This is a genomic window from Streptomyces sp. R33, from assembly GCF_041200175.1.
Taxonomy (GTDB): Bacteria; Actinomycetota; Actinomycetes; order Streptomycetales; family Streptomycetaceae; genus Streptomyces; species Streptomyces katrae_B.
This window is the reverse complement of sequence record NZ_CP165727.1, coordinates 8,402,365-8,418,843: the sequence shown is the minus strand read 5'-3', so window position 1 is coordinate 8,418,843 and position 16,479 is coordinate 8,402,365. Positions and strand designations below refer to the sequence as shown.

General features: G+C 68.3%; 17 protein-coding genes. 7 read left to right on the top strand and 10 right to left on the bottom strand.

Features of this window, described 5'->3' with window-relative positions; genetic code table 11:
- Positions 1-4 precede the first annotated feature (4 nt).
- From AB5J51_RS38810 to grpE, 5 genes are all read left to right on the top strand, one after another.
- Positions 5-463 (top strand): SpoIIE family protein phosphatase, encoded by a 459-nt coding sequence (locus tag AB5J51_RS38810; RefSeq protein WP_369779958.1) that lies wholly within the window; start codon positions 5-7, stop codon positions 461-463.
- A gap of 256 nt (positions 464-719) precedes the next feature.
- On the top strand, positions 720-1,151 hold the full coding sequence (locus tag AB5J51_RS38805) for an Hsp20/alpha crystallin family protein (protein WP_369779957.1): 432 nt from the start codon (positions 720-722) through the stop codon (positions 1,149-1,151).
- Between the two features lie 109 nt (positions 1,152-1,260).
- Positions 1,261-1,617, top strand: a complete 357-nt coding sequence (locus AB5J51_RS38800) for an STAS domain-containing protein (protein ID WP_369779956.1) — start codon at positions 1,261-1,263, stop codon at positions 1,615-1,617.
- A gap of 32 nt (positions 1,618-1,649) precedes the next feature.
- Positions 1,650-3,512, top strand: a complete 1,863-nt coding sequence (gene dnaK / locus AB5J51_RS38795) for a molecular chaperone DnaK (protein ID WP_369779955.1) — start codon at positions 1,650-1,652, stop codon at positions 3,510-3,512.
- Complete coding sequence (gene grpE, locus AB5J51_RS38790; protein ID WP_369779954.1) at positions 3,509-4,165, top strand: nucleotide exchange factor GrpE; 657 nt, start codon at positions 3,509-3,511, stop codon at positions 4,163-4,165. Before dnaK ends, grpE begins: the two co-directional genes overlap by 4 nt.
- Before the next feature lie 128 nt (positions 4,166-4,293).
- On the opposite strand, the gene AB5J51_RS38785 is transcribed toward grpE, so the two are convergent.
- Positions 4,294-4,695 (bottom strand): hypothetical protein, encoded by a 402-nt coding sequence (locus tag AB5J51_RS38785; protein ID WP_136224196.1) that lies wholly within the window; start codon positions 4,693-4,695, stop codon positions 4,294-4,296.
- 133 nt (positions 4,696-4,828) lie between these two features.
- On the opposite strand from AB5J51_RS38785, the gene AB5J51_RS38780 reads away from it, so the two are divergent.
- Positions 4,829-5,227, top strand: coding sequence for a J domain-containing protein (locus tag AB5J51_RS38780; protein WP_136224195.1), 399 nt, complete (start codon positions 4,829-4,831; stop codon positions 5,225-5,227).
- Positions 5,228-5,502: 275 nt separating this feature from the next.
- Here AB5J51_RS38780 and AB5J51_RS38775 read toward each other — a convergent pair whose 3' ends face one another.
- The 9 genes from AB5J51_RS38775 to AB5J51_RS38735 form a co-directional block, all read right to left on the bottom strand.
- Positions 5,503-6,978, bottom strand: a complete 1,476-nt coding sequence (locus tag AB5J51_RS38775; protein WP_369779953.1) for a non-reducing end alpha-L-arabinofuranosidase family hydrolase — start codon at positions 6,976-6,978, stop codon at positions 5,503-5,505.
- A complete protein-coding gene (locus AB5J51_RS38770) occupies positions 6,978-7,727 on the bottom strand; it encodes a cupin domain-containing protein (RefSeq protein WP_369780393.1) in 750 nt (249 codons plus the stop codon). Before AB5J51_RS38770 ends, AB5J51_RS38775 begins: the two co-directional genes overlap by 1 nt.
- Entirely contained in the window at positions 7,724-8,584 is an 861-nt protein-coding gene (locus tag AB5J51_RS38765; protein ID WP_136224193.1) for a PmoA family protein, read from the bottom strand. The genes AB5J51_RS38770 and AB5J51_RS38765 overlap by 4 nt, the downstream gene beginning before the upstream one ends.
- Positions 8,581-9,627 carry a Gfo/Idh/MocA family protein gene (locus AB5J51_RS38760; RefSeq protein WP_369779952.1) on the bottom strand — a complete coding sequence of 349 codons (1,047 nt, stop codon included), beginning with the start codon at positions 9,625-9,627 and terminating at the stop codon, positions 8,581-8,583. Before AB5J51_RS38760 ends, AB5J51_RS38765 begins: the two co-directional genes overlap by 4 nt.
- On the bottom strand, positions 9,624-10,670 hold the full coding sequence (locus AB5J51_RS38755; protein ID WP_369779951.1) for an endo-1,4-beta-xylanase: 1,047 nt from the start codon (positions 10,668-10,670) through the stop codon (positions 9,624-9,626). Before AB5J51_RS38755 ends, AB5J51_RS38760 begins: the two co-directional genes overlap by 4 nt.
- A gap of 27 nt (positions 10,671-10,697) precedes the next feature.
- The gene (locus AB5J51_RS38750; RefSeq protein ID WP_369779950.1) at positions 10,698-12,017 is read right to left on the bottom strand and encodes a glycoside hydrolase; all 1,320 of its coding nucleotides are present in this window, start codon (positions 12,015-12,017) and stop codon (positions 10,698-10,700) included.
- A 96-nt stretch (positions 12,018-12,113) separates the two neighbouring features.
- Positions 12,114-12,944 carry a carbohydrate ABC transporter permease gene (locus AB5J51_RS38745; RefSeq protein ID WP_369779949.1) on the bottom strand — a complete coding sequence of 277 codons (831 nt, stop codon included), beginning with the start codon at positions 12,942-12,944 and terminating at the stop codon, positions 12,114-12,116.
- Positions 12,941-13,849, bottom strand: coding sequence for a carbohydrate ABC transporter permease (locus AB5J51_RS38740; protein ID WP_369780392.1), 909 nt, complete (start codon positions 13,847-13,849; stop codon positions 12,941-12,943). The genes AB5J51_RS38745 and AB5J51_RS38740 overlap by 4 nt, the downstream gene beginning before the upstream one ends.
- 73 nt (positions 13,850-13,922) lie before the next feature.
- Positions 13,923-15,215: an extracellular solute-binding protein gene (locus AB5J51_RS38735; RefSeq protein ID WP_053790548.1), complete on the bottom strand. Its 1,293-nt coding sequence runs from the start codon at positions 15,213-15,215 to the stop codon at positions 13,923-13,925.
- 243 nt (positions 15,216-15,458) lie between these two features.
- On the opposite strand from AB5J51_RS38735, the gene AB5J51_RS38730 reads away from it, so the two are divergent.
- Positions 15,459-16,472, top strand: a complete 1,014-nt coding sequence (locus AB5J51_RS38730; RefSeq protein ID WP_053790547.1) for a LacI family DNA-binding transcriptional regulator — start codon at positions 15,459-15,461, stop codon at positions 16,470-16,472.
- The last annotated feature ends 7 nt before the right edge of the window (positions 16,473-16,479 follow it).

Genomic DNA, 16,479 nt, shown 5'->3' with positions numbered 1-16,479 from the left:
TGGCGTGGTGTCCTGCGTCCCACGTCCGTATCCCCGCCGTGCCAGGGATCCCCGTTTCGCTCCCCTACCTCTACCTTCCCCCCGGCGGGCGACCAGCGCAGCGGGTTGTCAGCCAGGGGCCACAGCCGTGCAACGGTACGAGCATTGCGCCGGAGACTGGCATCCACTCGAGCCGCCCGCCAGGTGGTCCAGCGCCGGCCACCCGCCGCCGGTCATCGTGTTGCCGCACGGCACGGCCGACTTCGTTGCTGTGGATACGGGCCCACCGCTGGGCGTGGGAGGCGTGGCCTTCGAGGCCGCCGCCTTCCCTGTGCCCCGGGCAGTCGTCAAGTCGCTACTGCCGGACGTCCCAGGCGACGACCTGGCACTCCTGGCAGCCCGGACCCGCGCGCTCACGGCCTCCCACGTGGCGTCCTGGACGGTGCCCGGCGAGCCGTCGGCCGTACCCCTTCGCAAGCGATAGCGACGGGCAGGGGCCGGCCCTTTGGCGCGCGGACTTCCACGAACAATGGCGGACCCACCGAATCGGGTACGTCGACCTGCTCTGGCGTGGGCGCCGAGCTGCTCTGACGTGGGCGCCCGAGCAGAGGCGGGTCCGCGATGGTTCGACGTGATCGCACCTCCCTGCCCTTGAGTCGAGTCTTGTCAATTTTCTTACTGCGCGCTATATAGGTGGTATCGCCATGTGCATCTGTGACGAGTGCGGAGAGGAGTGAACGATGATGCTCATGCGGACCGATCCTTTCCGGGAACTGGACCGGCTGACACAGCAGGTTCTGGGCACCGCGGCCCGGCCAGCGGCCATGTCCATGGACGCCTTCCGCGAGGGTGATGCCTTCGTCGTCGAGCTCGACCTGCCCGGTGTCGACCCCGAGTCCATCGACCTGGATGTCGAACAGAACGTCCTCACCATCAAGGCGGAGCGGCGAACCACCGCCTCCGCAGAGAACAGCGACGTGCTGATCGCGGAGCGCCCCTCCGGGACCTTCACCCGCCAGCTGTTCCTCGGCGAGACGCTGGACGCCGACCACATCGAGGCCTCCTACGAGGCCGGCGTACTGCGGCTGAGCATCCCCGTCGCCGAGGAGGAGAAGCCTCGGAAGATCCAGGTCAGGGCCGCAGACGGCTCGCGCAAGGAGATCAACGCCTGACGGGCGCGCGGCAGGAAATGCGGAGGGCGCGCCGACCACCCCCCGGAGTACCCTCCGTACTCCGTCCGCGGCTACCGAGTCAGCCAGGGACGAAAGCGAGGTTGCGGTCATGCCCCAAGGACCGCCTCCCGCAGCCGCGATCGCAGCGCGCGCCGACGGACACCTCAAGGTCGCCGTCTCGGGCGAGATTGACATCCTGAGCGCGCCGCAGCTTCGGGTGACCCTGGAGGAGGCGTTCTCCGACGGTTGCCGTGTAGTGGAGGTCGACTTCAGTGGAGTCGAATTCTGCGACTGCTACGGCCTCGGCGTCCTGCTGGACGCCCGCCGCCGGGCGGCAGACCAGGGCACCGTTCTGCGCCTGGTGAGCGTCACGTCGCCCCTGGTACAACGCCTCCTGCACCAGACCGGTACAGCGGCGGCCCTGCTCGGCCCGCCCCGCGAAGTGAACAGCCGAAAGATTCATTGATTCTGAGCTCGTTGATTTGAGAGGAACGGATGATGGCACGCGCAGTCGGGATCGACCTGGGCACGACCAACTCCGTCGTCGCGGTCCTGGAGGGCGGCGAGCCCACGGTCATCACCAATACCGAAGGAAACAGGACCACCCCTTCCGTGGTGGCCTTCGGCAAGGGCGGGGAGGTCCTGGTCGGGGAGATCGCCAAGCGGCAGGCGGTGACGAACGTCGACCGCACCGCCCGGTCGGTCAAGCGCCACATCGGCGAGAGCGACTGGCGGTTCCCCGCCAGCGGCGACATCGACGGCAAGCGGTACACGGCGCAGGAGATTTCGGCGCGGGTGCTGCAGAAGCTGAAGCGAGACGCGGAGGCGTACCTCGGTGAGGACGTCACGGACGCCGTGATCACCGTTCCGGCGTACTTCAACGACTCGCAGCGCACCGCGACGAAGGAGGCCGGTGAGATCGCGGGGCTGAAGGTGCTGCGGATCATCAACGAGCCGACGTCCGCGGCGCTGGCCTACGGACTGGACAAGGAGAACGACCAGACGATCCTTGTCTTCGACTTGGGCGGCGGCACCTTCGACGTGTCGCTTCTGGAGATCGGCGAGGGACTGGTGGAGGTCAAGTCAACCAACGGCGACACCCACCTCGGCGGCGACGACTGGGACCAGAAGATCGTCGATCACCTGGTGAAGCAGTTCCACAACGCCTACGGCGTCGACCTGTCGAAGGACAAGATGGCGCTCCAGCGTCTGCGCGAGGCGGCGGAGAAGGCGAAGATCGAGCTGTCCGCCGCTACCGAGACGACGATCAACCTGCCCTACATCACGGCTTCCGCCGAGGGCCCGCTTCACCTGGACGAGAAGCTCACGCGCTCGCAGTTCCAGCAGCTGACCGCCGACCTGCTGGAGCGCTGCAAGGCGCCGTTCCACAACGCGGTCAAGGACGCGAAGATCAAGGTCTCGGACATCGACCATGTCATCCTCGTCGGCGGCTCGACGCGCATGCCCGCGGTGACGGAGCTGGTCAGGGAACTGACCGGCAAGGATCCGCACAAGGGCGTCAACCCGGACGAGGTCGTCGCCATCGGCGCCACCCTCCAGGCCGGTGTCCTCAAGGGTGAGGTCAAGGACGTCCTGCTCCTCGACGTGACCCCGCTGTCCCTCGGCATCGAGACCAAGGGCGGCATCATGACCAAGCTGATCGAGCGCAACACCACGATCCCGACCAAGCGGTCCGAGATCTTTACGACGGCCGAGGACAACCAGCCGTCCGTGCAGATCCAGGTCTACCAGGGTGAGCGCGAGATCGCGGCGTACAACAAGAAGCTCGGCATGTTCGAGCTGACCGGCCTGCCGCCGGCCCCGCGCAGCGTCCCGCAGATCGAGGTCTCCTTCGACATCGACGCGAACGGCATCATGCACGTCACGGCCAAGGACCTCGGCACGGGCAAGGAGCAGAAGATGACCGTCACCGGCGGCTCCTCCCTGCCCCGCCAGGACATCGATCGCATGGTCCGAGAAGCCGAACAGCACGCCGAGGAAGACCGCCGCCGCAAGGAGGCTGCCGAGACCCGCAACAGCGCCGAACAGCTCGTCTACCAGACCGAGAAGCTGCTGCGCGAGAACGACGGCAAGGTCCCGGCCGAGGTCAAGACCGAGACCGAGACCGCCGTGGCCGAGCTGAAGGAAACGCTCGAGGGCGGAGACACCACGGCCATCCGCAACGCGACGCAGCGCGCGAGCGCGGCCGCCCAGAAGATCGGCACCGCTCTCTACGCCGACGTCCAAGGGGCTGCGGGCGGCGGCGGAGCGGCATCCGGCGGCGAGCCGTCAGGAGAGGACGAGGAAGTCGTCGACGCAGAGATCGTCGACGAGGAGAAGGCGAAGGGAGACACGGGATGAGCCGGCCGAAGTCATTCGACGGGCCGCGCAGGCAGCCGCCCGTCGTCATCCGCGACAAGCGACGCATCGACCCCGTCACCCTCCAGCTGAGGGCGCCCGACACCACTCCTGCGCAACAGGAGGCGCAGCCACGCGCCGGAGAGCCGGGCACTCCCGGCCCTCCGGCCGCGGGCAGCCCGCCCGAGGCATGGGAGACGCAGCTCGCGGAGCGCACCGCCGATCTGCAGCGACTGAAGGCCGAGTACGACAACTATCGCAAGCGGGTGCGGAGAGACCGCCTCGCGATACGGGAAATCGCGGTCGCCAACGTCCTGGGAGGGCTGCTTCCGGTCCTCGACGCCATTGACCGGGCACGCGAGCACGGTGAACTCGACCCGGGCTTCGGGGCGGTCGCCCACGCGCTGGAAACCCAGCTCGCCACCCTCGGCCTGCAGGAAGTCGGGGCCCCGGGAGAAGTCTTCGACCCCGCCCAGCACGAAGCGATCTCCTATCAGCGGTCCGACGAGGTCGACCAGCCGACCTGCACCACGGTGCTCCAGCCCGGCTACCGCGTCGGACAACACCTCTTGCGCCCGGCGCAGGTCACGGTGAGCGAGCCCCCCGACCAAGCCCAGCCAGGACACGGCAACGCCAAGCCGCCACCACCGGCCTGACACAGCACCGTCAAGCGGCGGGGGGCCGGGGAATCCGACCTCCCCGCCCGCGTCCTGCTCCCCCACGGCCCACAGTGGCCGATGCGACGGGAGGCGCCCTCCGGTGGGTGTCGCCGCGGACGCAAGGCTCAGTTGGCCGCAGCCGAAGAGGCTCGCTCGCGAAGCTGTACGCCCACTCCAGGCTGCTCGGGTGGTGTGTGCGCTGTGGAGCGGAGCAGCGGCGCGCCGCGCCGTTCGGGCCGGTGAAGGGCCGCGTCGGTGACCTTCTCGCGCGGCGTGCCGACAGCACCCGGTGCCGCGGGGATGAGCCTGCGCGCAAGGAGGCGGCCCACCCAGTGTCGGCCGCACGCGGGACATGGTGAGGCACCGGCAGGAGTGTAGGGGGAGGGCACGGGAATGCCGTCGCGTGAGAAGTACTCCCAGGCGCCGTCCTCATCGCTGTACTGCTGCACGTCGTAGTCGATACTCCAGTCATGCCAGCACCGGCCGCACGTGAATTCCACCCGCTCCAATGCCATCTCGGTGATCATGCCCCTCGCCTCCTTTCGGACCACTCGTCCTCCTCAATCGATATACCCCTGTCGATTGGCTTGACAACATCGCCCGCACGTTTTAAGACGGATACGAAAGAGGGCCGCTCCGGACATTCCGGAGGTGAGAGGAATGAGCCGCTCGCGCCCGTCGCGGGACCATTACGCCGTCCTCGGTCTCCGGGCGGAGGCGTCACCGGAGCAGATCACCAGCGCCTATCGCACCCTGATCCGTGCCCTGCACCCTGACGCCCGCCCTAGTGGGCCGTCAGCCGATGCGGAACTCGCCGAAGTCATCGACGCCTACCAAACCCTCCACGACCCACTGAGGCGTTCCGCCTACGACAACGAACGCGGTCAAAAGCGGCAGGTCACCAGCCGTCCGGTACGGATACCCGTACGAGTGAGGTCCGCGACCAACACGGGCGCCCGGCCACCCCTACGCTCCGCGACGGACCCTCGCACGCTTGCTTCGCAGGCGCACGGAGACCCATTCAACGAACTCGTGACCTGGCTGTTTTCTGGCATATAACGACACCAGCCCTGGCTTTCATGAGCCACCGACGGAATTTGCTTTATCGGCACTGGCGCATGCTGCGGCTATCGCCTTCCACGACGTGGCGGACGACCGTGTCGGCCCCTGACTCATGAGGTGTGGGGTCTCGTGGCCGTCTTCGGCCTGGCCCGGTACGGCGGGCTGCCCAATGTCTCCCAGAACTCCGATGAACCTCGTGACCCGGGCGGGCTCGGCCTCTCGCCGAGCCCGCCACGCCGGCTCCGCTCCGGAGCCGGACCCGCGTCACGCCGTCAGCGCTGCAGCGTCAGCAGACCCGGCCGGTAGGGCCACAGGCCGTAGTCACCACCGACGTTGGGGTCGCGTCCCTGGTAGAGGAACTGCAGGTTGCAGGGATCGACGGTGAAGGTCTGGTCGGCGCTGGTGCGGATCAGTTCGCCATGGCTGATGTCGTTGGTCCAGCCGGCGCCGCTGTTGGCCTTGCCGGCGAAGGGGTTGCTCTCGCTCGCGGCCTGCGGCGTCCATGCGCCGTCCAGACTGGTGGCCGTGAACGAGCGGAAGTAGCGGCCCTGCGAGCCGACCGCCTCGACGATCATGAGGTAGCGGTTCTGGCCCTGGAGCTTGTAGACCTGCGGGGCTTCGAACAGGTTGTTCGTCGTGTCGCTCATGATCGTTGTGTAGGTCGAGCCGAAACTGCCCGGGAAGTTCCCGATCGGCATGCTGGCGCGGTAGATCTTGCCGTTGTCACCGGCGAAGAACAGGTACATGTTCGTGCCGTCACCGATGAGGGTCTGGTCGATGGGGCCTGTTCCGGAGCCGGCAATGCTCCCCGAGAACAGCACCTGCTGTGACGACCAGCCGTTCGGGTTGGTGGGGTCGCTCGACGTCCGGTAGGAGAAGGGGGCGCCGCCGCCCCACTGGTAGGTGAGCACCCAGATGTTCTTCGGCGCGAAGTAGAAGAGCGTGGGTGCGACGGTGGAGGTCGACATCGCGTTCTGGCTGGCCGAGGCCATCTCCGACCAGTTGGTGAACAGGCCGAAGTTCATCGAACCCCACGCCTTCCCCGTGTCGTGCGTCGTCGCGTAGACGAGTTGCCGGCCGTTGTACGGGGCCACGGTGAAGTCCTTGAGCGAGGCCCACCCCGGCTTGGGCTGCGCCAACGGGCCCGTTGACGTCCAGCGGTACGCCGACGGAAGGCTGCACGTGCCGGGGTTGCCCCCGCCTACCCGGACGAGCTGCCACTGCTGGTTGTTGCCGCCCCAGTCGTCGTACTGGACGACGTTCGCGTTGTCGGCGGTGGAGCCGCCTTGCACCTCGAGGGCCTTGTTGCTGTGGCGCGCGATCAACCTCAAGTAGCCGTCCGAGCTGTCGGCCAGCCGCCACTGCTGGTTGGTGCCGTTCACGTCGGCCCACTGGACGATCGAGGCGCCGTTCGCGGTGGACCCGTTCTGGACGTCCAGCACCTTGCCGGAGTGACGGGACTTGATGCGGTAGTAACCGCCGCCGGAGTCGACGAACTGCCACTGCTGCTGGTTCTGATCGTTCCTGGTCCACTGCGTGATGCGGGCGCCGTCGTTGGTCGCCAGGTTGTAGACGTCCAGGGCCTTACCGCTGTTGCGGTTGACCAGCACGTACGAGGCGTTCGGGTCGACGGTCGTCGCCGCGCCGGCGGGCTGCACACCGAGGAAGGCGGCCAGGAACAGCAAGGGCGCGAGGAGGGCGAGCAGGCGTCGTCTCAGGTGCACCGGGGATGGCTGGCGGGACCACATCAGAAGAGCTCCTTCGGGAGGTGGGGGCGGGGGTGAGGTGACCCGGACGAACCGCGGAGCGGCCTCGTCTGGGGGTCGGGGAGGGGATAGGCGTGAAGGCGGCCGCACATGCCGAAGCGCTGGTGCTCCGGGCGCTCCAGTCGGGACACTTCGCCGTGGCCGAGGTGAGCGAGGTCTCCGGCCTTCAGCCGTTCCAGCTGACGGCCGGTCGTGAGGGCTGCGGCCAGGGGGCCGTCACGCCAGCGGATCCACCAGGCGTCCAGGAGCTCGCTCTTCAGGCGGTGGGCCGCGGTGTGGAACTCCTGCAGCCCGCCTGTGCGCAGGGCCAGGAATCCCTCGAGTGCCAGGTCGCGGCGGCGGCGCGCCGCCGCGGAATGGTCTCCGGTCAGGGCGGCAGCCTTCCGGTATGCGTGGGGATCGGCCAGCACAGGAGCAGGGAAGGTGAAGACGGCGTCCCCCGCCTCGGGGAGTCCGCTGTTCTGCATGAGCACCACAAGGCGCAGGCCGCCGTCGTTGACGAGGCGGTGGATCGTGCCGGGGGTGAACCAGACGACGTCGCCGGGGAGCAGCGGGGTGTCGGCGAAGCCGGAAGTGGTGAGGGTCTGGACGCTGCCCGCGCCGCCGATGACGACGTAGGCCTCCGAGCAGACGAGGTGCATGTGGGGCGTGCCGCCGCACAGCCCGTCGGCGGCCTCCCAGTCGTACACGGTCAATCCGGAGATCCCCACGCCGCCGGGGAGCGGGGTCACCACGGGTGTTCCGCGATATGGCGGGACAGGCGCCGGGGGGTCCATGCGCCGTCGGCCACGACGATCCGGTAGCGGCGTGACAGGGTGTCGCCCGGGGCCAGCGGCAGTTCTTTGTCGAAAGCCAGGGACGGGTTGACGGCGGGGATGGGCTCACTGCGGACGAACCAGTGGCAGGGGGCGTCCGGATCGTCCAGGAACAGGAGCGTGGAGGAACGGTCGACCTCGTCGTGCGTGCCGGTGAAGGCCAGCCAGTCGCCCTGTTCGCCCATCGCGGGGCCGATCACCTCGCCACCGGTGAAGTCGCGCGGGCCGCGCCAGAACAGGCCGGAGTATCCGGCGAGCTCTCTGCCCTGCGTGCCGGGGCTGCCGAACATCAGGCCGGTGTCGCGGACGTTGGTGAGTGCGGTGGTGATGTCCAGGGTCCAGGAGTCGGCCCCGACGTCGTGTGCGGTCAGCGTGCGGCGCTCGTCGATCCAGTGCTCCCCCGCCATCGTGTGCCAGGCCAGGTCTTCGGTGATCACGGCGCGGCCACGGGCCGTTCCGGCGGACACGGTGAGGCTGCGCATCGTGCCGAGGTTCGGCAGGTCCACGTAGCCCTGGCCGCGCAGGTAGGTGCCGCCGCCCCAGAAGTTCTGCCCCGACACCCACGATGCGGTGATCTGGATGCCCTTGTGCCAGCGGTGGTCGTGCGGCCGGTACCCGGTGACCACGTCGCCGGCGAGCGTGCGCACCGGATGCAGGTAGGGCTTCGGCGCCTCGAAGGGGTCCGTGACCGGCCGGTGCACGTACTGGAAGAGGTCGACGTCGCGAGCTCGGACGGTCAGCGCGTCCTCGTTCTCGAGGAGTTCGAACGTCATCGGAACACCTCCGGGCGCCCTCCGTGGAGCGAACCGTAGAACGGGTCGGCCGCGTCGATCTCCCCGCGCCGGACCGGCAGGCCGGTGATCGCGGCCTTGTACAGGGCGGTGACCAGTTCCATGGTGTTCCTGCCGAGGTCGGGCCGGATCCCCGCGTCGTAGCCGTCCAGGAAGGCCGCGAGCTGGGCGGTGTGAGAACTGGGCAGGTCGTCCGGCGGCTCCCACTTCAGGCCCGACGACGTGGTGGTGAACCTCCAGTCCGCGTTGGAGTAGCCGTACAGATGCCGCAGCTCGACCGTGGCGTCGGTGAGATCGAACCGCAGGTAGCTCTCCTCGCGCGGGGAGAGGACGCTGTTGACGACCGTCGCGATGGCTCCGTTGTCGAACCGGACCAGGGCTGCGGACACGTCCTCGGTCTGGACGTCGCGCGCGAGGCGGCCGGCCATCGCGCGTACCTCGGCCCATTCGCCGAGTACGGCGAGCATCAGGTCCATCTGGTGGATGCCGTGGCCCAGTGTCGGGCCACCGCCCTCGCTCCCCCAGGTGCCGCGCCAGGGCACGTCGTAGTAGGCCTCGTCGCGGTACCACGCCGTGACGCACTGCGCGACCAGCGGACGGCCCAGCGTCCCGGCCGTGATCCGGTCGCGCAGGTACCGGGCCCCCGAGCCGTACCTGTGCTGGAACACCCCGCCCGCAAGGGCGGGCCCTTCGGCGCCGCGGATCCGGTCGAGCTCGGCCAGCGACAGCGCCACCGGCTTCTCGCACCACACCCACGCCTGCGATTCCAGGCAGGCCACGGCCTGGTCGGCGTGCAGGAACGGAGGCGTGCACAGGTGCACGAGGTCCGGCCTCCGCTCCTCGAGCATCGTGTGCAGGTCGGTGTAGACCGCGGGAATGCCGTGTTCGGCCGCGAACGCCTCGGCGCGCGCGGCGTCCACGTCGACCGCTGCCACGATCCGGGCCCGGTGCGCCTGCGCGCGGAGGGCGGGAACGTGGCAGATGCGCGCGATCCCACCCGTTCCGACGATCGCCGTTCTTATCATCCGCCCAGCACCTCCTTGATCGAGTGATAGGCGGGCTTGGGCAGCAGGTTCTCGTCGTAGGGCAGCGCTGCGCCCTCGCCGGGGAAGACGGAGGGGATCCACGAGTACTTGTCCGTGTAGTCCCAGATGGTGACGCCGACGCATTTCTTGACCGCCAGGCAGGCTTTGACGTAGTCGGCGTACCAGGTGGCCTGGGTGGCGAGCATCGAAGGGGTCGCGGGGAGGGCCATCCGGATGTCGAGCTCGGTGATCGCGACGTCGACCCCGAGGTCGGCGAAGCGCTGCATGTTCTGCTGGGCGTCGGCGGGGAAGCCGTACTGGAGCGCCAGGTGGCCCTGGATGCCAAGGCCCTCCACCGGGACGCCGTCGGCCTTCAACTGCCTGATCAGGGTGTGATAGGCGTTGCTCTTGGGGCCGATCCCGTCGATGTTGTAGTCGTTGAGGTACAGCTTGGCGTGCCGGTCGGCCTCGTGGGCCCAGCGCAGGGCGTCGGCGATGTAGCCGGGGCCGAGGGTCTTGTAGAAGAGCGTCTCGCGGTAGGTGCCGTCGTCGTTGAAGGCTTCGTTGACGACGTCCCAGTGGATCACCTGGCCCTTGAAGTGCCGGACTTCCGTCTGTATGTGGTTCTTGAGGACGGCGCGCAGCTCGTCGGCGGTCCAGGTTCCCTCGGTGAGCCAGGCGGGGAGCTGGTTGTGCCAGACGAGGGTGTGGCCTCGGACCTTCTGGTGGTGGGCCTTGGCGAACGCGACGACCTTGTCGGCGGCGGTGAAGTCGAAGACGCCGCGCTCGGGTTCGGTGGCGTACCACTTCATGGCGTTGCCGGGGGTGGTCTGCCCGAATTCGCTGCCGAGGAGCTTCAGATAGGCGGCGTCGGCGAACTCGGGATTGTCGGTGGCGGAGCCGAAGTACTTGTGGTGCTTCTCGGCCAGTTCGCCGAGCGTCCTGGGGCGGGGCTCGGCGGCTGCGGGCTCGGCGGCGAGACCGGCCGAGAGGCAGATGGCGGCGGACAGGGCGGTGAGGATCCGGGACATGGGACTGGACATGGCGGGCTACTCCTCGGGGAATGGGGGTCAGTCGAGGACGATCGTGGTCAGCGCGCGCGGGGCGAGCTTCGCCGTGAGGGTCGTGCCATGCGTGGAGACGATGTCGGCCGGGGTGATCGAGCGGGTCTCGTCGGTGACGTAGCCGTCGGGGTGACGGTCATGCCCGCCGCGAAGGGAGAATGCGGCGGTGCGTTCGGTGGTCGCGGTGTTGAGGATTTCGATCACGCGGCTGCCTTCGTTGTTGCGGAAGGCCGTGATCTGCAGTGCCGGGTCGGCGTTCGTGACCGGCACGCGGACGGCGCCGGGGCGGATGAACCGGCTGAAGGCTGCCAGCGCCCAGTACCGCTTGGACACCCGGTAGTCGTCCCCGGGGTTGGCGAGCTGGATGAGCCCTCGGGTGGCACCGAGGGACGCTCCGGTCCAGTAGACGTAGGCATTGGCGTTGCCGACGGTCAGGGTGTTCTGGATGTCGGCCGCGACGGTGAGACCGTCGTAGCCGCTGCCGTCGTCCCAGTTCTCGTTCCAGGTGGCGCCGTCCGGCGACCATTCCGACATCCACACGCGCTTGTCGGTCGGCTGCGGGACCGCGGTCGGACCGCTGTAGCGGTGGCCGGTGATGGTCCGCACCGCCTTGCCGGCGGCGGGGTCGGCCTCGATGGCCTCGGTGTAGGCGACCTGCCGGTCCCAGCCCGCTGCGTCGCAGCAGACCACCCCGGTTTTCAATCCGGACGCCCGAACGGTCGCCCCGAGCACCTTGACGAAGTCGACGGTCTGCTGCGGGGTGAACCGCATCGAGGCGTAGGTCGCCGTCCAGTCGGGTTCGTTGGTGAATCCGAGGTCGGTGATCCCTATGCCTTCCTGCCGGTAGAACTTCGCGTACTGGACGAGGTAGTTCGCATAGGCCTGGCGCCATGCGGGCCGCAGCTCGCCGCCGTCGTTCTCGCTTCCGTTGGTCTTCATGAAGGCAGGGGCGCTCCAGGCGTCGGCGAAGAACCGTGTGACGCCGTAGGCCTTGGCCTCCTTGGCGAGCCAGACTTGGCCGCCGTCCCAGCCGTCCCAGACGTACTTCGGCGTGGCGTCCGGTCCGCCGGGATCGGCCGGCAGGATCGTCGGCATGTGGTCGTAGACCCTGTCGGTCGACGACCCGATGCCCAGGCGCAGGATCGAAAGGCCCGCGCCCTTGTCCTCACTGAGCAGCAGGTCGAGCACCTCGCGCTGCTTGGCCGGGCTGAGTCCGCGTGCGCCGTGCAGCAGGTCGGCCCGCTGGAAGGCCATCGAGAAGCCGAATCCGTCTATGGGCTGGAGCGCGGCGCGGAAGTCGATGTCGGGTCGCGCGGGGGCGGCCACGGCCTGCGATGTTAGCGCTAACAAAATTGTACATGTCAGTGCGGTCAGGCGTTTCACAGCGTCTCCTGGGGGGGGGTGGAGGTCGCGCGGGACGAGTCAGCCCTTGGTGGCGCCCGCGGTGAGGCCGCCGATCAACTGCCGCTCGGCGACGGCGTAGAAGGCGAGGGCGGGCACCATGGCGAGCACGATGTAGGCGAGGACGAGCGCGTAGTCGGTCGAGTACTGGCCCTGGAACTGCTGGACGCCGACCGGGATCGTCTGCCATTGCGGGTCGTTGAACACCAGCAGTGGCAGGAAGAAGTTGTTCCAGCTCGCGACGATCGCCAGCACCGAAACCGTGCCGAGCGCCGGACGCGCCATCGGGAGCAGGATCTTCCAGAAGAAACGGAACTTGCCGCAGCCGTCCACGATGGCCGCCTCCTCTACCTCCGCCGGGATGGTCCGGAAGAAGCCGCGCAGGATGATGATCGTCATGGGGAGCCCGAAGGCCGCCTGCGGGAGGATCACTCCGAGCGGGTTGTCGAGCAACTCGAAGTTGCGCAGCAGCAGGAACAACGGCAGGACGGCCACCGCGAACGGGAACATCAGCCCGATCGTGAACAGCGTGTAGAACAGCTCCCTGCCCCGGAAGGCGTAGCGGGCCAGCACGAACGCCGCCATCGCGGACGCCGCCACCGTGCAGCACGTCGTGCCGATCGCGATACCCGCACTGTTGGCGATCTGCCGCCAGAACATCCCGTCGCCGAGAATGCCGGTGTAGTTGCCGGCCTTCCAATGCTCCGGCAACCCGAACGGGTTGGTCGTCAGCTCGCCGGTGTTCTTGAATCCGGAGATCACCGCGTAGATCAGCGGCACGACGACGAACGCACCTATCAGCCAGACCACGGCGTGCAGCGACAGGCCGCGTGCCGTCCTGCGGGCGTTCATCGGCCACCTCCCGAGGTGACGGCCCCGCTCAGGTCACGGCGGAGCACGTAACGCTGGTAGAAGAGGGAGAAGACCAGGCTGATCATGAACAACACCACGCTGATCGCACTGGCGTAGCCGACCTGGTAGCGCTTGAATCCGAACTGGAACATCGAGATCGCCATCGTCTCGGAGGAGTGGTTGGGACCGCCCGCCGTCATGACCCAGACGAGGTCGAAGAGCTGGATGGCCCCGATGATCGAAAGGAAGGCGCTGATCCGGATCGTCGGCCCGAGCAGCGGCAGCGTCACGTGCCGGAACCGCTGCCAGACGCCGGCGCCGTCGATGCTGGCGGCCTCGAGGATCTCCCCCGGGATGCTCTGCAGCCCGGCGAGGAAGAGCATCATGTGGAAGCCGAAGTACTTCCAGGTCATGACCACGAACAGGGTCGGCATGACCGTCGAGGGATCGGCGAGCCACTTGCCCCGCAGCCCCTCCAGGCCGAGGGCGCCGGCGAGATGGTCGGCGATGCCGGCACCGGGAAGGAAGACCATCGTGAAGAGGACCGCCGTGACCACCTCGGACAGGATGTACGGCGCGAAGAACAGCATCCGGTAGACGGCCCGGCCGCGCAGCCTCTGGTTGAGCAGGACCGCGGTGAACAGCGCGAACGGCAACTGCACCGTGATCGACAGGGCGATCAGATACAGCCCGTGCTCCAGATCGCCGAGGAAGACCTGATCGTCGAACAGCTTGGCGTAGTTCTCGAAGCCGACGAAGTCGTCCATGGGGCCGGTCCCGCCCCATTTGAAGAAGCCGGTGTAGACGGCGACGGCGATCGGGGCGAGGACGAAGACGAGGAAGAGGACCAGAGCCGGGACGAGGAACCAGGCGACCGACGCCCAGCTGCGCAATCCGCGCAGGATCGACCGTGCCGGAGCGGGCGGGCGCACCGGCAGGGCGGCCTGCGTCCGCTCCTTGGTCAGGGTGGCCACGGAGCTAGGCACCCTTCGCAGCCTCGGTGATCGACTTGGTGACCTGCTCGGGCGTCTTCTTGCCCGCGATGAGGTCGGCGACGCTGTCGTTGACCTCCTGGCCGACCGCCGGCGGGTAGGCCTGGTCGAGGAAGAGCTGGAAGCCAGTCGCCTTGACCAGGCTGTCGGCCACCACCTTCCTGTTGGCGTCGGCGAGCTGGCTCTCCGCGCCCTTGACCACCGGCAGGTAGCCGTTGGAGGCCAGCAGCTTGGACTCGTTCTCCAGCACGAAGAACTTCAGGAAGTCCAGCGCCTCCTTCGGGGCGCCCTTGCGCAGCGCGAAGCCGCCGCCACCGCCGAACACATCAGTGACCTGGCCGACACCGCCGTCGACCGTCGGGAAGGGGAAGAAGCCCAGGTCCGCTCCGAGGTCGGCGCCCGCGTCCTTCTGCACCGACGGTCCCCACTGCCCCATCAGCTCCATGGCGGCCTTGCCGTTGCCCATGGTCGCTGCCTGGCCTCCGGGGGTGGCGTAGCCGGCGCCGAGGAAGCCCGTCTGGAACGGTTGGAGGTCGACCAGCTCCTTGAGGTGCGTGCCCGCCTGGACGAAGCCGGCGCCGGTGAAGTCCTTGGTGGTCGCGGCCTGCTCCAGCGCGGGGAGGCCTGCGACGCGCATCGCGAGGTAGGCCCAGTAGTAGTGGCCCGGCCATTTCTCCTTGCCCGCGAGGGCGATCGGGGTGACGCCTGCGGCCTTGAGCTTCTTGACGTCTTCGAGGAGCTCGGCCCAGGTGGCCGGCGGAGCGGTGATCCCGGCATGGGCGAAGAGCTTCTTGTTGTACCAGAAGCCGACCATGCCGACGTCGTAGGGCACTGCGTAGGTCCGGCCCTCGAACTGGTAGGCCTGCAGCGAGACGGGGGTGAGGTCGGACGACCAGCCGAAGGCGTCGGTGAGGTCCTCGACCAGCCCCGCGTCGACCTGCTGGCGCAGCACGCCGCCGCCCCAGGTCTGGAACACGTCGGGGAGCTTGCCCGAAGAGGTGGTGGCGGTCAGCTTGGACTTGAAAGCCTCGTTCTCCAACGAGGTCGTCTTGATCGTGATGTTCGGGTGAGCGGCCGTGAACGCCGAGGAGATCTGCGGGAAGAGCGACTTGCCCGGTTCCGTCGTGGCGATGTTCCACCACGCGAAGGTCAGCTTGCCGTCGGCCGCCGGTTTGTCGCCGGAGTCGCCACCGCCGCAGGCCGAGGCCAGCGAGACGGACAGGGCGGTCAGGCCCGAGAGGGCCAGGAAGCTTCGTCGGCTCGGGGGGGTGCTGGCCATGGGACCTCCGGGGTAAGGAATGCCGGCTCGATCTCGAAAATATTTCGTAACATTCTCGAAATTCGGTGCTGCCACAAACTAGGAACGTGGGGCTCCTCGGTCAAGACCTGTCACCGATAAATCCACCAACACCCCTTCCCCCTTGAGTCCTTGAGCTTGACAAGCAAGTCACCCCGCCCGGAAACTCTTCGAAAGTTTGCGATACATGTCGCCAGCCCAAGGCGTCCGCGCAGAGGAGAGAAGTTGAGCGAGCAGCGCCCGACCCTGGCCGTCATCGCCGCGGAGGCAGGGGTCTCCCAGGCCACCGTGTCCAAGGTGATCAACGGCCGCTCCGATGTGGCGCCCTCGACCCGCGAACGGATCGAGAGCCTGCTGCGCTCTCACAACTACCTTCACCCCGGCCGACAGGGCAGGGCCCGCAGGTCGGGCCTGGTCGACTTGATCATCGGCGGTCTGGACAGCGCGTGGGCGGTGGAGATACTGCGCGGCGTCGAGGCCGAGTGTGCCCTGCGGAGCGTCGGCACCGTCGTGTCGCTCGTCCCGCCGGGCGAGGCCACGCCGTCGAGCTGGGCTGCACTGCCGGTACTGCACCACAGCGACGGCGTCATCCTCGTCACCGCCTCGGTCACCCAGGCCCAGCGCGCCCAGGTCGAACAGGCCGGGGTGGCGCTGGTCGTCATCGACCCGATCGACCTGCCGGGCAACGGTGTGCCGAGCATCGGCGCGACCAACTGGGCGGGCGGCCTCGCCGCAACCGAGCACTTGCTGGGGCTGGGGCACCGCCGGATCGCCACGATCGGCGGGCGCAGGGAGATGCTCTGCAGCCAGGCCCGCATCGACGGGTACCGGGCCGCACTGGAGCGGGCCGGGATCGAGGTCGACCGCGACCTGATCCGGTTCGGCGACTTCCAGCACGAGGGCGGGTTCCGGTGCGCCCGGGAACTGCTCGCCCTCCCCGAGCCGCCGACCGCCATCTTCGCCGGTAGCGACCAGCAGGCGATGGGCGTCTACGAAGCCGCCCGGCAGGGCGGGCTGAGCATTCCGCAGGACCTCAGCGTGGTCGGCTTCGACGACCTGCCGATGTGCGAATGGCTGTCACCGCCGCTGACGACGGTGCGCCAGCCGCTGGAGGAGATGGGCCGGCTCGCCGCCCGCACCCTCTTCCAACTCCTGGACGGCCAACCCCTGGTCAGCCCCCGGATGGAGCTCTCCACCGAGCTCAAGGTCCGGCTCTCCACCGCCTTGCCCCCTCTCTAGGAGAACT